This is a genomic window from Agrobacterium tumefaciens str. B6 (assembly GCF_001541315.1).
GTDB lineage: Bacteria > Pseudomonadota > Alphaproteobacteria > Rhizobiales > Rhizobiaceae > Agrobacterium > Agrobacterium radiobacter.
In genome coordinates, this window is the sequence record NZ_LMVK01000005.1 from 104223 (window position 1) to 120772 (window position 16550).

Consider the following 16550-nt stretch of genomic DNA (forward strand, 5'->3'; position numbering starts at 1 on the left):
TTCTACATGATGCTGATACGGGCAAGGTGCCCGCCATTTAATGCCTCTCTTCGTGGTGCCCGATTTCGCTGATCAGTTCCCATGCATCGCCAAGAGCCGCGTGGACTCTCTCCATCTTTTTCGCGACCGCTGTCCCGCTTGGTGTTCCGAGGTCGGAAAAGCGGGCTGCTATAGAACCGACCTCATTGCGAAGACGACAATATGTGTCGTGGTTCATGGGGAATTTTTCGACTGATATATCGGAGAATTTGGTCATGATTTTTCACGTGCTCTCATGTTGAAAGGCGAACGTAAGCAGTCGCAAGCGAATTTGCCGCGCCGTAAACAATCATGGCGGCACCCAAGAAGTTGAAGACTCTATTTTGCCAGCGCGAACAGAGACTGTTGTCGCCAATGATAGCCAAACCGAGAAAAAGGAGGAGCACATCCATATCGTCCACCTTCCTCAGACCTCTGTCTCTACGGATTGCGCTCCCGCAGACCCGAATGCCGCTGCCAGAAAACGGTCACGTGCCGCCTCGGCCTTCTCCCCAGCCCGGATTACGTCCTCCATGTCGCTAAAGTCACATTCAAACTCTATCGCGTAGCTTCCAAGATGCTGGCGCAGTACGCGACGGGCATCCTCATTGCCTTGGCCATCGCTTCCAACGAGATCGAACCGAACGCAGCTTTCGCTTGGGATGTTCTCAATGATGGGCTCGACCCATTCGAAGTTGCCTGCTGAATCGACAATCGCCAGTTTTCCGTCGAAGCCGAAGTCGTCGAATTTGAATTTCGTGTTCATGCATGTTTTCCTTGTTGGATGGCTTTTTGAACGAGGGTAGTGACAATCTCCCGGATCGTCATTTCGCGTTGCGCGGCGTGAACCTTCAACGCTGTCAGCGTTCCGGTAGGAAGGTCCACGCTTAGCCGCTCTCGCGGATGTCCATTCTTCAGTCTTTTGGTCACGCCATTGCCTCCTCGACTTTCTCTACTGCCTCAACGACATCCGATTGGATTGCCTCAAGGAGACCGATTGCGTCCTCCAAGGCTCCGATCGCCGCATTAGCCGCCTCACCTCGTGCACTTTCGCCGATGCTGGACGGCATCGCAGCGAGGTATTCGTCCTCTTCGTCCCTCAGCACCTCGATGTCGTATTTCAGTTCTTCGATAACAGCTTCGATCGGCCGAATTTGATCCAGCAGTTTCCGAAGACTTTTCCGTCTGGCCTTGTTCATTGCATTCCCTTTTCGTTGGCCTTCGGGCAAAGCTTTTCCGCCGCGCAAAGCCACGTTGTTCGTTGATTTTGTTTCCATTTTCAGGAGTACATATGGGTGGAGAAGTGCGTTTGTGACTGTCCACATACACAGTGTTCGTCCATTCGAATCGCTGTGCAAGATGGAAAATGTGCCGACGGCGAAGTTTTTTACGACACCAGAACAGGGCCGCTGACGATGCGACGGATAGCTTCCTCGACAGCTGCTACAGCTTCCTCCCGGGTATGGACAATACCATTTGCAAGGGAGCGGAGGCGTTTCGGAAATCCATTCTCATCCCGTGACTGAATGTCTGGAATGTCGACGGAATAAACCCATCGGGCATCGGGGCACTTCTGGAGCTCTTCCATCCAGGCACACAGCGGGTACGGATATGAAGGGTGATCGACCTCGGCGGCGTCATAAACCGCGTACTCGTGTTCGGCATTGTACCAGTCTATCGCGATTGCCGTCATACGTGCCTCCTGATGAGCTTACCAACGATCAGCAACGGTAACACGATCCAAAAAGCGAGGCTGCCCGCCTCCATCACTTCCGGTGCTTTGATGGCGGCTGTGTGCAGGATTGCAAAGGCTGCCATGGCGATCGGCAGCCAGAGGACTCGTAAAACAAGCATGTCGTTTTTCCTTCATGTGGGAATGTGGGTTTCAAGTGCGCGAAAAGCGTCGAAACGCCTGGATACCATTGCGCTGGATTTCCTGTTTCATGTCGTCGGCAGCTCCGGGCAGACGGGACTTCCCGATAAGGCGGCGTACGGACGTCGCTTTCTCGACCCTGTAGATGGATGCCACGTAGCAAAGGAGGCTGCCGCACGGTGCCCGCTCGTTAACCTCCTCGATCATAAGATTGAAGGTCAGACCCGGAATGAGTGTGGTCTTTACGGCCATTTTAAACCTCGAAAGCGGCTGTTTTCATTGGCCTATTTATATCATTTCGTGGGAATCGAGCCCAGGGAATAACGCGGCATGGTTGAGTTGTGCCGGAGGCGTAGTTAACGGGATCGGTCGAATTTTAAGGGTTCCTTCTCGAAAGCCATGCTCCCTGTTCGATCCTGCCGGAGGCCGGTCGAACCCGCGCACAGCGCGGTCTTGTGATGCTCCCCGTCCCGATGCCTCCAATCCGACCGGCACGCGCAACGGCGGTCACCCGAAGGGCCGAAGCAACGCGGCGGACGGCACCGCCGTTGACATAGTGAGCATGTCGGTAGGCTTGCTGGTGAGGGTGAGGAAATGGATTCAGGGGTATCTTGGCCCATCCGAAGGTACAAACGTGTTGTACGAGGCTCTATACGCGCCCGTAGAACGCGTTTGACTACAAAATGGTCCCGTGGACCATTGGGGCGCGGGAAGCGCGTCTACAACGAAGAAGAGCGCACCAGAGCTCCAAGCATAGCGGTCCCCGGTGACGTAGATGGCGCGGGAATTCGTACATGCCAAGAACGATCAAAAGGGCCACCGCGAGAGACTCATCATAGATGTGCCAGTCGGCTTCATGCCCTTTTTATCTTCCCACATGAGAAGGTTTAACCGCCATCAGTTTGACGCAGGCAGGGCTACCACCTTTAAGAGAAACTTTTTTCGGGCTGGAGAGCGCTAAGTGCGGTCATCTGTGCCGAAACGGAAATTCAACATGAAGAATCCGTCATTGCTACTACAACAAATTATCCTTTTTTGCTTGCTCGGCAGGCCATACGTCTGCACGTAGTATGGGTTGGAAGAGAATACTGACCAGGTTTTCAACTTTCACTCACACTCGTGAATACGGATAAGCATTCTTAATATAGGTGTTCAAAAATTGTCCCTTCGAAGGGGCGCTCATTAGTTGCTCGTAGAGAGCAATGGAAACATTGTAGTACTGATACACAGTCCCGCTAGTGAACTCCACTTCGAGGGTTTCTGTCGCTTCATCATAACCAATGGATACCAAATTTGTTGATCCAACATGTTCACGCATCATTGTCCTTACCCTCGTCGTGGTCTTCAATGGAGGTTCGTTCGATGTTGAGGTCATTGACGACAGCCGTGGTGCGCTGGGCTCTCCATGAAGCAACTACGCGATCATAGCCCTCGGCCGTACGTTTAGATTTCCACGCCTGAGTGACTCTCGGATCGGAACTCTGTGGCATTTGATCAACAGACGGCAGAAATATCCGCGTCCTGACGGGCAAGCGGGCCGCTTCCCCGGTTATAATTGCTTCACCTGTACGCAAAACAGGCAGCAGGTCTGTCAGGCCCGAAAGGTTGTCAGGCAATGCGCCTCGGACGCGACCGCGATCCGACGGGTTCGACAGCCTGAGGGCTATTAGAGTGCCGCATTGGGATAGGATTGTCTCATCTATCTCCGCCGGCCGCTGCGACACCACCATAGCGCCGACACCGTATTTGCGCCCTTCCTTTGCAATGCGCTTGACGACGTCAGCCGCCGCGTCCCCGCTGTCTGACGAAACGTAACGATGAGCCTCCTCCATTACGACGAGCAATGGCCGTAAAACGCCGCCTTCCGTCTTTTCTCGGCTCCAGAAAAGCGCTTCATAGACGATCCTTAGAATGGACCCTATTAGCCGCACCAGAACTATGCTTGGGACGCCTGAGAGATCGAGAATTGTAATTGGCTTTTCGTGGCCCAGCCAGTCCTCAAGCAAGACGTCCAAGTCTTGCGCGGAGAAACCTCCAAGGTCCGGTTCCCAAGGCCCCGGGTGGAGAAGGAAGTCAAAGCGGCGGTCCAATAGCCTAGAGCGTAGCAAATTCAATTGTCGCCGAATACCTCTAGCCGCGGTATTCGTAAAAGGGCCAGTTGAGCCTAAACCATGGGGCTGATATTTAGGAGGGGCTAAGGTCGCCGCATCCCCCTCATCCTCGACGGCGGGCTGGTCTCTGTTCACACCGACGAATGTCTTCGTCTCAAAGTCCACGAGATCATACCAAAGCTTTTTCAACGAAAAGGGTACAGGACTGTCAACGGTCAAAGATTGGGCCGGCAGGCCTGGAAGTGCCTCAGCCTCAATACGTTGAGTTTTGAGCTCCTGTATCTTGTCGGTGAAAGCAATGAGCTGGTTGTCATTGAGGCTTCCTGCTAGAAATTCTAAGAGTTCTCCTGTTTCCAATGCCCAATATGGGACATACAGCGGACGCTCACCCGATTGTGGCGTGGCGCTGAACACCTTCGCGACATCCCCCAGAGCAGCCGCATATTCACCGTGAATATCCAACAAGAGAATGCGTGCCCCCGGCGATCCCTCGGAGCCATCGCGACCAACAATCGACCGCAGAATACTCGCCACCGTCGTGGATTTTCCAGAGCCTGTCGAACCGAGAATGGCGGAATGGCGGGTCACTAGGGCGTCTAGCGACAGTCGCACAACGATATTCTCGGCGCTCGAAAGCGTTCCAACCGCAACCTGGTTCTCCTCTTCTCCGCCGTAAATTCGGCGGAGATCGCCCTCCGTCACTATATGGACGGTATCATTCACGTTTGGATGCTGGCTAAGGCCTCGTTCAAAGTGCGATCCGATAGCCTCTCCTGCGAGTTCGATCCGCATCCAGCGTCCTGAGTCGACATCGTCGGAGGCGAGACTGACGGGCGCTGCCGAGGCACCGACCTCCGAGACAATCCCGAAAAGGTCCTGATAGCCTTGTGGGATTCGGACGAAGCTGCCCACTTGTCCAACCCGGTAAGCGTGCCCCGCGATTATAGCAGTACCCGAGGCCAAAGACTCGGAGAGCCTTACGGTAATAGAGGCACCGGAGACGGCCGTCACTTTGCCAAGATAAGTGGGGTCGGTTAAAGTTGCCACGTTATTTGCACCTATGTCACTGGGGCGGCCGGCGTCGCGACATCCGCCGAATATGAGATAGCCAGAAATCTGCAGAATGTAGCGAAATCACCGAGCAAGAATACAGGATCGCCCTGCCCCCAGCGCTGACCCCAGAAGCTGCTTCTGATCTCACTCCAATTCTTTGGAGGATCGCCTAGCCTCCACTTTCCTGCAACCCCGTTTATAACGGCTCCATCCGAAGCGTATACGGACACGTTAGGCCGGTCATAAGCCAGTTTACACGCGGGTTGTTCCGAATTCAGGTCAAGGAATTGGAAGGCGAATACCGACGTGTTCGCGTTAACCGCGAGTGCCTCATCGATGACAGCGCATATATGCGCGTCCCTGAAGGAAAAACCTGTCGTGAGAAGGAGCGTATCGGGCGTCATGAGAAACCGCTTCAGCCGCTCGAACAGAGCTGCGTATGGTTGCTTCTGGGTCAAATCGTATTTCAAATGATCAGGATAGATAAGTTCGGTACTGTCATAGCTACCTGTTCGGACTACGCGCCCATTCTCGACCATCCAGCCGAGAGAACCATGCATTTTCCAGAGCCGAACCCATCTCGCAGGAAGATCGTCTCCTGCAACGGTCACAGGATCGAAAAAGGGCGCATGACCTCCGCTGAAACCATCAAAATATGGCACCTTGGCTGCCTCCAACGCGGTTTCAAAAAGAAGGTCGTAGTTCGTCGTGAACAGTTCCACGGAATGAGGTCTCTGCGCCCCAGCAATCCAGGCAACTAACTCATGAAACGCACTCCGGGCGTTCGGTAGCTTCGCACCGACGATTTTGCCGATCCCTTCGCAGATTTTCTCTCCAAGCGCTTTGTATCCGTCCCCGTCGAGTCCGTTGGCCTTGACGTCTCCCAAAGCCGTCTGCATCAACCTGATCTTGGAGAGGATATTCTCGATATTCCCGTTTTGTGGGAGTGAAGCACGAATTGCGTCAACGGCAGCTTTCTCGTCTCCAACGAAGTCCTTGAGCACTGCGTCAGTCAAAGCATCCACCCCGGGAATGAGTGGAGTTCCGTTCGGGTCCAAGTTACCGTTCTGATCGATCCGAACCGAGAGTGGCGCTCCCGCGCCAACAAGCAAGCCGATACGTTTACGACCTTGGGATAGCACTTGACGGAGGTCCGCCATGAACCGATCCGGATTATGAACGGACTCCATCGCCAATTTTTCCTCAACCACCGCGTTATTGTTCGACTCGGACTCTACACACTTTCAGCGAGTATTAGCTAGCAGAGATACTGGCGTTGTCCATATTTCCGCTTTCGGGAGCATTGATAGACAAGCCATGGAGTGAGCGTGAACCAAGCTTTACTTCGCCTGCCGACTGGAAGCGCCTGTCGCGACTTTGAACCGGGACCAACTGCCCGCGGATCGGCATACCGTTTCAGGTGATGGTACTGGGGTAAATATACCTTCGGAAATAGCGGTTTCCCTAACCGGATATCTTACGCAACCTTTAATCGCCATCGGGCACATCTGACCCCGCTTGATTGAGAAAAGGGGTAAGACATGAAATCACTATTGATGTGCGCGATTGCGGCGCTGCTGTCGTTCGCGGCGCATGCCGAGGAAAGTATCTGGCCCGGAGAGTATGCCGGGGATTGCGGCAACAAGGTGCAGTGCATCATCGAGATCGACGACAGCGGCGGCGACAAGGTCGGCGTCAAGCTCGTCGTGGCGAACCGCATCGATTTCAATGACGTCAAATGCAAGCTTGAAGGGCGCTTCAGCCGCTCGGCGGTGCTTGGCATATCCGGGGAATTCAAGGGTGCGCCCGAGGTGCTGATCGGTCGGTACCGCGAGGGTGTCGAGGTGTTCGGCATACCCAAGAAGGCGTGTGGTGTGGCGTTGAACAAAAAATACGTGATGTTTGGAGACTGAGACCATGAAGACGATTTTGAGAATTACGCTGTTGTCCGCCATCGTGATCGCATCGCCTGTGCATGCTGGAACACTGGATACGTCGATCCTCGACCTGAAAGTAGGAATGCCGTTCGAGAATGCCAGGAAGTGGGTGAACGAACGCATCCCGAATGCCAAGACTCGGATGGCGGACCAGGCACAGGGATCGGACGGGAAGCAGTTCTTCACATACCTGCAACTGACGACGTCGGGAACCACAAGCAAGGGCATTGAGAAGCTGAAGGCCGATAACGGCTTCATCGGAGAAACCTGGACGTTGTATGGGGGCGGGCCGGCCACGGGAACACAGGCTGTCGGGCTTGCGAGGTCCGTGCGTTACGATGATGGCAAGGGGCCTGACGTCGAGGAAATGAGAAAGGCGCTGGTCGCCCGTTATGGTGAACCGTCGAAAACAGAGGATGGCGGTGAAAAACTGTACTGGGTATCGAAGAACACGGCATTGGACCAATCGTCCTCGACCTGCGCCCCCGATTATCGCAGCCTGAAATATTCCCCCGACTGCGGCACCTACATATTCGCATCGATCGAAGCTGGCCGTGACCGCCTCGTCACAGAACTGTCGATTTCGATCCTCGACCATGATCTGGCGATATCCACGATTGCAGCGGAGAGGGCAGCATTGCAGAAGGCAGCGAACGAGAAGATGGAAAGCGACCGCCAGAACCGGGCCGCCGTACCGAAGCTCTAAAGGATCATTTCGGCCTGATGGCCGATGCGATTGACAGTGTGGCGAGATGCGCCACGCTACGTGCTCCGAACGCTACCTTGAGTTTCTCGAGCTTGTGCTCGACGGTGCGCGCCGAGAGGCCGATCCGAACACCGATGTCGCTTGCGGTATATCCTTCCTGTAATAACTGAAGGATCGCGAGCTCTGCGACGTCGGGTTCGCGCGTCGGTTTCGTCACGGGCAGCAGGCAGCGGATGCGGACCAGTGAAACACACCACGCGCCGTGCCGGTCGGCATGTCTCGATGGAAGGATGATGCGATCCCCGAACATCCTGACATTGGAAAGACAGGCGTCTACACTGTCGATCTCCGGGCGCGCCTGCGCGATCGCCTGCTGCCTGCCCGCAACAATGGTGTCGACCGTGAACTTTCGATCCGATAGATGACGAAACGGCAGGTTCGTCTCGACTGGCAGGATGCCGGCGAGACCAGACGGAATCTCGTAGCCGCGAATGAGCGAAAACGCCCAGTCGAGCGGGTCGGTCGTCGTTGTCCTGGTCACGGTGAGGATCATATCGGGGGCGAGGTAATCCAGTACGCCGCCGCAGATGATATCCGCGCCGTCGGTATCGGCCCCGGTGCTGATCCACGCATCAATGAGCCGCGCCGCGCATCGATCGAAACTGAGAGGCTGCCGCATCTGGTATGGAAACGAACCCTTTTGTCATCACTGTCGGACAGGCTTTGTTCCTTGCATAAGCCCTTGCCACGATTTCCAAATCGAAAAGGGTCGCACGACCGCATGCCCACCCCACGAAAGGGTTCCTTTTTGTCAAGGTGGCGGTGCTACGGGGCGGCCGGCACAGGGTTTCGGACAGCATGGCAATGATAGGATATGCACGGGTATCGACGAACGACCAGAATCTCGACCTCCAGGTGAACGCATTGCGTTCGGCGGGGTGCGGACGTGTGTTCGAGGATCATGGCGTCTCCGGCGCTGTCGAGAAGCGACGCGGCCTGAATGCGGTCCTCAGGACCCTGCGCAAAGGCGATACGCTGGTAGTATGGCGGCTGGATCGCCTCGGGCGGTCGATACGCCATCTGATCGACGTCATCACCAAGCTTCAGGCGCGTGGGGTGGAATTCCGTTCGGTAACGGAAAACATCGACACCAACTCGGCCGGCGGACGAATGATCTTTCATGTCATCGCCGCCATGGCCGAGTTCGAGCGCTCGATGATCAGCGAACGGACGGTTGCCGGGATGGCGGCCGCACGCCAGCGCGGACAAAACCTTGGACGCCGCCGCTCAATGACGGAGGAGCAATGCGCCGAGGCAGTCACGGCGCTGGGACAGGGTGGTGAAAGTCTCGCCGACGTCGCCCGGCGTTACAAGGTCCATCCCCGCACGCTCAAGCGGTTGATCGGTTGAATGATCGACGTTGAGTGCCGTAGATTGCTCTACGAGTATGAGGATGTTGGCAGCCTGTGTGCCGACAACATCTGGTCTGAAGGTATTCATCTTCCCCCGCCTCTATAAGAATAATCCCTTACTATATAAGAAAAACGGGACACTTCCTGTTATCCAATTGATATTACATAGCAATGTCAAAAATCGTTTCGTTTTCCTCCTCGGCCTCGGTACTTGCCGTGACAGGGAGGTATGGTGCCAGCGTTGCGGGATCAGGAGCCTGCCATTCGCCGGCCTTCTCTAACTCCAGCATCCGTGCCAGATGATCCCGGACGTCGAGGTAATCGTCACCGCCGGTTTCGAACCAATCCCGGATATAGGCGAGCCTTGCAAAGCTTTCGGGAGCGGTCTCGGCCGTCTTGTCCATAAAGCCAAGGACGAAATCAACCATCTGGAACGCATCGTAACAAGTCGGGTATCCACCCGCGAACGCTTTCAGGTCATGCAGGATTTTTGCAAGGCGTCTGGTCGCCTTCTTGACTCCAGGATCGTTGATTTTGTCCGCAAGGTCGTAGAGATTTTGCGCCATGTCGTCGCCAGCATACGAATGATAGGCCCGTTCGATCCATGGCAGGACGGGCGTCATGTCCAGCAGCAGGCGCTCCAAACGGAAAATCGCGTTCAGCTTGTCCAGAGGATAGAAATGGCCGGACACGCTCATGTCTATTATCGACATGACGTCTACCACAACTGGGTCGGCCCAGAAGTAGTTCTGTTCGGCCACGGCTACAGATTTGGGGCGCAGAATGGCGGGATAGCGTCCCAGGCGCTGCGCCTCCGCGATCCAGGTGTTTGCTTCGGACAATGAAGGAAAGCGACGCCCCCGACGAATGCCACAGACATCCCCAATGGTGATGATGCTATACCCGACGCCCGCTTTCGAAATTTTCGACAGCAGCGTGGCAAGTTTCTTCTTCCGTGAGGCCTGTGTCGTGACTGGAACATGACGAGGCTCACCGTCATCCCACAGAGTTGCTCCCAGTCTGCTCAACTGAAGGATGCCTTCAGCTTTTGTGTCAAATGTCGCATCGAGGGTGCGGACAAGCTGCTGCGCTGTCTTCGGCAGCTTGCGGATTTTGGCATCCCGCCGTGGGGCGATACCCTGCCTTGCCAGATGCCTGGCAACTGTGCTTTTCGACTGCTCGGTGATCCGGGCAGTGTTGCGGACGGACGCCCTTCCGAAATCCTCCCCGGAGAGTTGAAAGACTACGGGGGTTGCGAGGAAGTCCCTGGCCCGTTGTTCACGGCTGCGCTTGGGCCTGTAACGAGGGATATTGTACCTGTTCATCGTCCAGCGGACGACATCGTTGATAAGTCTGCAATCATCGTGGCCCCTCGGGCCGTGGGTTTCACGCCAATTGCGCATGAAGTCTTCGCAGAAGACGTGCAGACGGCCGACATCCTTCCCGTGCTTATTCACGAAAGAATATGCCGCCTTGCGCAGCGCTTCGAATTCTTCCTGGTTGTCGCTCACCCGATCCTGGTCCGTTTCCCGTAGCTCTTATCAATAATGCTGGGGCGATCTGGTGCACCGATCAAGGGGTTACAGGGTGCTAATGCTCTGTGAATACTCAATCTATGTGCCCGGCGTCTCGCAGAAGAGCGATCTCTGCCGTACTCGCGGGTCGAAATGAAATGAACTCGTCGGCGGTAACAGGGCCGAGGCCGAGTTGATCGATCAACGCCCGGTCGCGCTGACCCCAAAGCAATGCGATACCCTTCGGTGCAAGGACGTCTCTCGCGCCACCGTTTCGACGGATACGTTTCATATAGTCGTGTTGCTGCGCCAGGGCGCTGACCTGCTGACGTGAGATTGGCTTCCCTTGGACTTTCTCGAACAAGGCCGCGATACGGTTGGTACCGCCTTTTGAGGTCATGATCTCGTTGCGGTCCGCGACGGACAACACTTCCCAGAAATTCGGCGGATACGGGTGTTGGCGCAGTATCCACCATATATTCACATGCTGCGCCGCCGACAGTTGGCCTTTCCCGTCCTGATTGGTGCTGAGGCGCAAATACTCAGGCCGGCAGATTACCACGCCGATGTCGCACAGGGCGGTCTTCTCCGATGATCTGACAAGAAGAGCCGGCCTTCCGAGCACCTCCCGCGGAAGCATCCAATCACGTCCTGTCGTATTCTTGATGTCAATCTCGGTGCCGTCGATCAGCATGTCGAGAACCGAGCCTTTTGGCACACCAAGGTAATTCCTGATCAGGATTTCAACCTTGGTGCCGACATATGTCTTTTCGGTCTTCTCCGTTTCGCCGAGCGTAAAACGGCTTGTGCGGGGAGCGTCGATGACTTCGTCAAATGCCTGACGGAGAAGAGATGGCACATTCACCGAGAAGGCATCAAATCCACCCGCATGACGGAGGATGCCTGCGATCAGTGTTGAGACGGGGATGAAATCCTGATGTGACGAATCGAGTGGAGCTTGCGACATGCCGGCGATGATCGCCGGACATGGTTAGCGGATAGTTAAGGCGTCAACCTGCGAGTGCGGAAACCGGACGGCTCGCCCTTGTCTCAATAGCTTCACGAATTTTGGAGGCAACGGCTTTGGCAACCGGAGGCGGAAAAGCATTGCCGACCTGGCGATATGCAGCCGTTTTCTTACCGTAGATTAGCCATTGGTCGTCAAAACCTTGAATGCGGGCTGCCATACGAACCGTCAGGCGAGGCATTCCGACGAAGTCACGCTCGGGAGCCTCTTCCGCTATGGACTTTCCGTTGACGCCGAGTGTGGCCCACGCCGCTTTTGCTCGAGTTGGCCCGAGGTCTGGCCCGCCGTGCTTCTTCGAACCGCCGACGAGCGTCGGGGCGACGTCGTTGGCGCGCTTGGCCCAAGCCTTTGCGCCTTTCCAGCCGTTGGCCGACATAAGGTCGATAAGAGTCTCGCCAACCGTCGGTGCATCGAATCGGAAAGGAGCCGGCCATTCGAATTGATCCTTAATGTCATCGCGCAGCGCAACGATGATGACGCGCGGACGTAACTGCGGAACCCCATAGTCAGATGCGTTGAAAAGACGCCAGTGAGCATCATAGCCAAGCTTCTTGAGTTCGCCCTTGATAAAACCGCGGTAGTCTTCGAACACGGCGCTCAGGAATCCCCGGACGTTCTCAATCATGATTGCCTTGGGTCGAGTTTCATCAACGAGACGGATCGCCGCGGGGAACAGATTGCGTTCATCTTTGTCGCCGAGTTGTTTTCCCGCGATAGAGAATGGAGGGCATGGCAAGCCGCCAGCGAGTAGGTCTATCCCGTGATATTGGCGTCCGTCGAATTGGGTCAAGTCCTCCTCATGGACTGTCCATTCCTTGCGGTTTAATCGCAAAGTTTCACAGCAATGGTGATCAATTTCCACCACGCCAGCATGGTCGAATCCTGCGAGTTCCAGGCCTCGCGCTTGACCGCCGGCCCCGGCGCACATTTCAAGCGAGGTGAAAGACATAGGGTGCCTCCGATAGAACAAAATAGGAACATTGCCGATTTAGCACGCCGTTGAGGTCGACGCAACGGTTCAGATGGTAATCTAGTCCTACTAGGTTTCCCCAGGCTTAACCGCGTGAACGGAGCCAGAATCCACAGATTTACTAACCTCAAGGAAGTGTTCTATCCGGTCACGAACTGCGTCCATGTTCCGTAGCTCGCATTCCCAAACGACCAGCACCGCCCAGCCGGCACCTTCAAGGAGTTCCAGGTTCCTCTGATCGCGAGCCACATTCCGATCCATCTTGGGACCCCAGTATCCGGTGTTCGATTTGGCTTCTGATCTAGCCTCCCAACAGCTTGGATCATACCGAAGATGGGCGTGCCAATAACAGCCTCGTACTTCTATGATCTTTCGACGTGGTCCAAAGGTCAGGTCGGGTTTCCCAGGGAGGTCCTTACGATGTAGCCTATATCTGTAGCCGAGAGAATGGACGAGCCGGCGAATAAGCATTTCTGGCTTTGTGTCTTTGGAGCGAATACGGGACATCGTCCTGCTTCGCTGCTCGATGGTTTCAACCATTACTCTCTCCCGCCCCCCATAAAGCGTACGGTATATTCAGAGGAGCGCCGATGTGGCGGAGCCAACAAAGTGATGACACTACACCGAAAGCGCGAAATCAAACAAAGCTGTTAACAACTGCCAGAAAAATCGCGGTGGCCCCAGGGTGGCCCTAAAAACAAAAACGCTGCGTCTCTCTTTCGAGAATAACGCAGCGTTTTCAGTGAATTAGATGGTGCCCCCGACAAGGTTCGAACTCGTGACCCCCTGATTACAAATCAGGTGCTCTACCAACTGAGCTACAAGGGCAAGCCAGTGCCTTGCCAACTATCAGATTCTGACTTGGTGTAAAGCAAAAACTGTCGGCAGGCCGTCAGTCGGTTGCTTTTCCACACCGCGACGGCCCGCTTGTCCGCATGATCACTATTAAAGCAGAAGGCCCATAAAATAAGCGAAGTATTTACGCGGCGGAGATAGAATGACCATGAACCATAACCATTCCAGCGAGAATAACGCATCAGATGCGCGCGAGCATACAGAAAATCCAGCTGACAGGCACGATCATCATTGCCGTAAGCTCCATCCTGCTGGCTACCCTTGCCGCGCTGCCCAGCGTCTCCAACTATCTGCGTTACCGGACGAATGCGCAGCAGCTTGGCCGCTTTGAAACCGCGCTCCAGTCCGCCTGGCTGGTTTCGGCAGAGCGCGGTCCTGCCAACAATCTGATGGCGTCGTCTGCCGTGGACGCAAGCCTGGTCGAAGCCCTCGCCGCGGCGCGCAAGGCGACGGACGACAAGTTATCCCAGGTCGAGACCTCCTTCGCCGAGGAAATTAAAGCGCAACCCGGCTTGGCGAAATCGCTTGCCGAAACCCGCCAGAAGCTGGCGGATTCGCGAGAGGCGGTGGACGACGTTGCTGCCCTTTCGCCTGAAGCACGCAGCTACAGCGCCATGGCCAACGCCATTCAGTCGATGTTCAAGGCGGCGGACAGTGTCAACCTGCTTCGCGGCAGGGCTGCACGCGCCATCATAACAAAGACGCCTGATGTGGCGATCGACATCGCCATGACCGGCACGGCCGGCGTGATGCGCGACAGGATCGGCCGCCTCGGTTCCTATGTCATCATGAGCATGCAGGCAAACCGGCAGGACAGGTTAAGCTATCGCGCAAAGTTCGACACCGAGATGCAAAGCCTGATGCTGGTGAAGTCATCATTGTGGAACTATACCGCCGCCTATCTCTCGACCCCGCGTCTGGACACCGCATTTCGTGAGTTTGAGGCCTATTATTTCGGTCAGGCGCTTCGCTATGCGCAGAATACGATTGCCATCGTCGTGCCATCTGCGCGCCCAAGCGTGCGTGAGTTTTCCGAAAGCTACATTCAGGGCATGCGGTCGTCGGACAAGCTGCGTGACCTCATTCTTGCCGAAACCCGGGCGAGAATCGAAAAGAAGAAGCAGGAAGCGCTCATCTATGGCGCAGCGTCTCTGTTAATCGCCTTCATTGCGGTTCTGGTCCTGCTTCGCCTCACATCGGTCTACAAGACAGCGCTGTTCCAGCCCATGCAGTCCGTCCGGACGCAGATCGCCGCGATAGCGGCAGGCGATCTTTCCGAGGCACACTATAAGGATGGCGTCGCTCCGGAAGTGAAGAAGATGTTCCAGGAACTTGATTTCCTGCGCGAACAGCTTCGCCAGAAAGGAGAAATGGAGGACCAGCAGCGAGCGCTGGCCGAGCAGCTGCGCAAGCTCTCCGAAACCGACGCCCTGACGGGCGTCTTCAATCGCCGCGCACTGGAAAAGGCCGTTCGCACCATCCTCAGCGGCAACGAGCAATGTCCGGCGCTGGGCGTGATGATTGTCGATATCGACCACTTCAAGTCGATCAACGACCGATACGGCCACGCCAGGGGCGCCCTCGCGCTGCAGAAAACGGCGGGCCTTTTGAAGGGCGCATTGCGCAAGGACGACATTCTTGCCCGATATGGCGGTGAGGAATTCGTCGGTGGGCGGCAGGAGGTCAGCCCCGCCACCGCGGCGGCCCCCCCCCACCCCCCTCGCCGCCCGATCGAGGCCCAGAACATCGATGAGCAGAGCGGCCTGGCCCCGACGGCCAGTTTCGGCGTGGTCTGGCAGGAAGCACGTGCGATCAACAGCTGGGACGAGTTGATCGCCATTGCCGACGACCGGCTTTACGAGGCCAAGCGCGCGGGCCGCAACCGGGTCTGGGCAACCTATTTCCCCAAGGTCGCGAACGGCTGAGCGACATTGCCGGCGGCAGGTTTCGCCTCGCCTAGATCAGATCCAGCGTCATGACCACGGGGCAATGATCGGAAGCCTTCGGACGATCCCAACCGGTGCGCGGATAACGTTCGACCTCCTGCCCCGGCGGGAATACCGTCCGGAAAGGCTGTCCATTGCGAATGATTTCGGGCACATGCGTGGCGTTCGTCTCCGCCAGACGCGGCGAAAGCCAGATATAGTCGAGCTGGCACAGATGCTGCTCCTGAGGACCGCGGGAATGATAAAGCGTCCAGCGGTCCATGACGTCACGGCGCATCATCGGATTGACCACGAAATCATCGGCCGTAAAAACATCAAGCGCGCTGCGCTCCTCCTCGATCGGCGCAAAGCTGTAGCCGCTGCGCCGGTCGCCGGAAATCGCAATACGCTCCTGATAGTCGTTCATATCACCGCAGATCGCGAAGTTCTTGTTGCGGCTATTGCCGACACCCCAACGGTTTTCAATGATGCGGCGAACGGCCATGGCCTCCGCCTCGCGGATAGGCATGGTGGCAAGCCGCGCATCGACCGGATCGCGGGAATTGGTCATGGATTTGAAATGCGTGACGTAGAGCGTCAACGGTTTGCCGCCGATCCTCAAATCGATTTCCAGACAATCCCGTTTGAAAATCTTGTCGTCGATCTGGTTGGTCGCGGCCAGCGCAGGATTGAAAAGATCGAGATTGCGATAGGTCAGCGCCGCATGGCTCTTGATGTCGACCACCTCGATCTTGTCGCCGTCCCGCGTTTCCTCGCGCATGACGACGGCGACATCGATACCGCGACTATCATTACCCTCGACCAGATATTTCTGCAGGTAGCCATTACCGACCATGCGGTAGAGATAGCCATATTCGAAGGCCTGCAGCGCAGCCATGTTGTCGACTTCCTGCAGACAGAGAATGTCGGCATCCGCATCGGCGATGGCGAGCGCCGAAAGCTGCCGCGTATCGTCGGTGGACGAGACCATCCGCGCGCTTTCCAGCGCCTGATAGGTTGCCTCATCCCTGATATCGAAAAGCTGGATCGCCCTGTCGCGCCGCGTCTGGTTGCGAAAGCCGGTGAAATCGAAACGGGTGAGGAGATTTTCGATATTGAAGGTGGCAAGTCGAAGCGACATGAATCAAT

19 protein-coding genes and 1 tRNA gene are annotated in these 16550 nt (G+C 56.1%); 5 read left to right on the top strand and 15 right to left on the bottom strand.

Features of this window, described 5'->3' with window-relative positions:
- Positions 1–272: 272 nt before the first annotated feature.
- From ASB65_RS28070 to ASB65_RS06325, 5 genes are all read right to left on the bottom strand, one after another.
- On the bottom strand, positions 273–431 hold the full coding sequence (locus tag ASB65_RS28070; protein ID WP_153464116.1) for a hypothetical protein: 159 nt from the start codon (positions 429–431) through the stop codon (positions 273–275).
- Positions 432–445: 14 nt separating this feature from the next.
- Positions 446–784, bottom strand: a complete 339-nt coding sequence (locus ASB65_RS06315) for a hypothetical protein (RefSeq protein WP_060723353.1) — start codon at positions 782–784, stop codon at positions 446–448.
- Entirely contained in the window at positions 781–948 is a 168-nt protein-coding gene (locus ASB65_RS28075) for a hypothetical protein (RefSeq protein WP_153464119.1), read from the bottom strand. The genes ASB65_RS06315 and ASB65_RS28075 overlap by 4 nt, the downstream gene beginning before the upstream one ends.
- Positions 945–1217 carry a hypothetical protein gene (locus ASB65_RS06320; protein ID WP_060723354.1) on the bottom strand — a complete coding sequence of 91 codons (273 nt, stop codon included), beginning with the start codon at positions 1215–1217 and terminating at the stop codon, positions 945–947. The genes ASB65_RS28075 and ASB65_RS06320 overlap by 4 nt, the downstream gene beginning before the upstream one ends.
- 188 nt (positions 1218–1405) lie before the next feature.
- The gene (locus ASB65_RS06325; protein WP_060723355.1) at positions 1406–1711 is read right to left on the bottom strand and encodes a hypothetical protein; all 306 of its coding nucleotides are present in this window, start codon (positions 1709–1711) and stop codon (positions 1406–1408) included.
- 12 nt (positions 1712–1723) lie between these two features.
- Between ASB65_RS06325 and ASB65_RS28080 the strand changes: the two genes are divergently transcribed.
- Positions 1724–2215 carry a hypothetical protein gene (locus ASB65_RS28080; protein WP_141681088.1) on the top strand — a complete coding sequence of 164 codons (492 nt, stop codon included), beginning with the start codon at positions 1724–1726 and terminating at the stop codon, positions 2213–2215.
- Positions 2216–3002: 787 nt separating this feature from the next.
- Here ASB65_RS28080 and ASB65_RS06335 read toward each other — a convergent pair.
- The 3 genes from ASB65_RS06335 to ASB65_RS06345 all read right to left on the bottom strand — a co-directional run bounded on the left by ASB65_RS06335 (position 3003) and on the right by ASB65_RS06345 (position 6245).
- Positions 3003–3266, bottom strand: coding sequence for a KTSC domain-containing protein (locus tag ASB65_RS06335; RefSeq protein ID WP_311111648.1), 264 nt, complete (start codon positions 3264–3266; stop codon positions 3003–3005).
- A complete protein-coding gene (locus tag ASB65_RS06340; protein WP_236734547.1) occupies positions 3202–4794 on the bottom strand; it encodes an ATP-binding protein in 1593 nt (530 codons plus the stop codon). Before ASB65_RS06340 ends, ASB65_RS06335 begins: the two co-directional genes overlap by 65 nt.
- Positions 4795–5060: 266 nt before the next feature.
- Positions 5061–6245 carry an SIR2 family protein gene (locus ASB65_RS06345; RefSeq protein WP_236734548.1) on the bottom strand — a complete coding sequence of 395 codons (1185 nt, stop codon included), beginning with the start codon at positions 6243–6245 and terminating at the stop codon, positions 5061–5063.
- A 351-nt stretch (positions 6246–6596) separates the two neighbouring features.
- Between ASB65_RS06345 and ASB65_RS06350 the strand changes: the two genes are divergently transcribed.
- Together ASB65_RS06350 and ASB65_RS06355 are read left to right on the top strand one after the other, a co-directional pair.
- Positions 6597–6968: a hypothetical protein gene (locus tag ASB65_RS06350; protein WP_139786514.1), complete on the top strand. Its 372-nt coding sequence runs from the start codon at positions 6597–6599 to the stop codon at positions 6966–6968.
- Between the two features lie 4 nt (positions 6969–6972).
- Positions 6973–7698: a hypothetical protein gene (locus ASB65_RS06355; RefSeq protein ID WP_060723359.1), complete on the top strand. Its 726-nt coding sequence runs from the start codon at positions 6973–6975 to the stop codon at positions 7696–7698.
- 4 nt (positions 7699–7702) lie between these two features.
- Here ASB65_RS06355 and ASB65_RS06360 read toward each other — a convergent pair whose 3' ends face one another.
- On the bottom strand, positions 7703–8377 hold the full coding sequence (locus tag ASB65_RS06360) for a helix-turn-helix transcriptional regulator (RefSeq protein ID WP_060723360.1): 675 nt from the start codon (positions 8375–8377) through the stop codon (positions 7703–7705).
- Positions 8378–8556: 179 nt separating this feature from the next.
- Here ASB65_RS06360 and ASB65_RS06365 point away from each other — a divergent pair, with 179 nt between their 5' ends.
- Positions 8557–9108, top strand: a complete 552-nt coding sequence (locus ASB65_RS06365; protein ID WP_060723361.1) for a recombinase family protein — start codon at positions 8557–8559, stop codon at positions 9106–9108.
- 163 nt (positions 9109–9271) lie between these two features.
- Here ASB65_RS06365 and ASB65_RS06370 read toward each other — a convergent pair whose 3' ends face one another.
- The 5 genes from ASB65_RS06370 to ASB65_RS06390 all read right to left on the bottom strand — a co-directional run bounded on the left by ASB65_RS06370 (position 9272) and on the right by ASB65_RS06390 (position 13449).
- Entirely contained in the window at positions 9272–10621 is a 1350-nt protein-coding gene (locus ASB65_RS06370; protein WP_060723362.1) for a hypothetical protein, read from the bottom strand.
- A gap of 97 nt (positions 10622–10718) precedes the next feature.
- Complete coding sequence (locus ASB65_RS06375; RefSeq protein WP_060723363.1) at positions 10719–11591, bottom strand: NaeI family type II restriction endonuclease; 873 nt, start codon at positions 11589–11591, stop codon at positions 10719–10721.
- Between the two features lie 43 nt (positions 11592–11634).
- On the bottom strand, positions 11635–12600 hold the full coding sequence (locus ASB65_RS06380) for a DNA cytosine methyltransferase (RefSeq protein WP_060723364.1): 966 nt from the start codon (positions 12598–12600) through the stop codon (positions 11635–11637).
- 90 nt (positions 12601–12690) lie between these two features.
- Entirely contained in the window at positions 12691–13161 is a 471-nt protein-coding gene (locus ASB65_RS06385) for a very short patch repair endonuclease (RefSeq protein WP_060723365.1), read from the bottom strand.
- Positions 13162–13373: 212 nt separating this feature from the next.
- Positions 13374–13449, bottom strand: a tRNA-Thr gene (locus tag ASB65_RS06390).
- Between the two features lie 212 nt (positions 13450–13661).
- Between ASB65_RS06390 and ASB65_RS06395 the strand changes: the two genes are divergently transcribed.
- On the top strand, positions 13662–15401 hold the full coding sequence (locus tag ASB65_RS06395) for a GGDEF domain-containing protein (protein WP_060723366.1): 1740 nt from the start codon (positions 13662–13664) through the stop codon (positions 15399–15401).
- 31 nt (positions 15402–15432) lie between these two features.
- Here ASB65_RS06395 and ASB65_RS06400 read toward each other — a convergent pair whose 3' ends face one another.
- Positions 15433–16542: an endonuclease/exonuclease/phosphatase family protein gene (locus ASB65_RS06400; RefSeq protein ID WP_003507596.1), complete on the bottom strand. Its 1110-nt coding sequence runs from the start codon at positions 16540–16542 to the stop codon at positions 15433–15435.
- Positions 16543–16550: the final 8 nt, after the last annotated feature.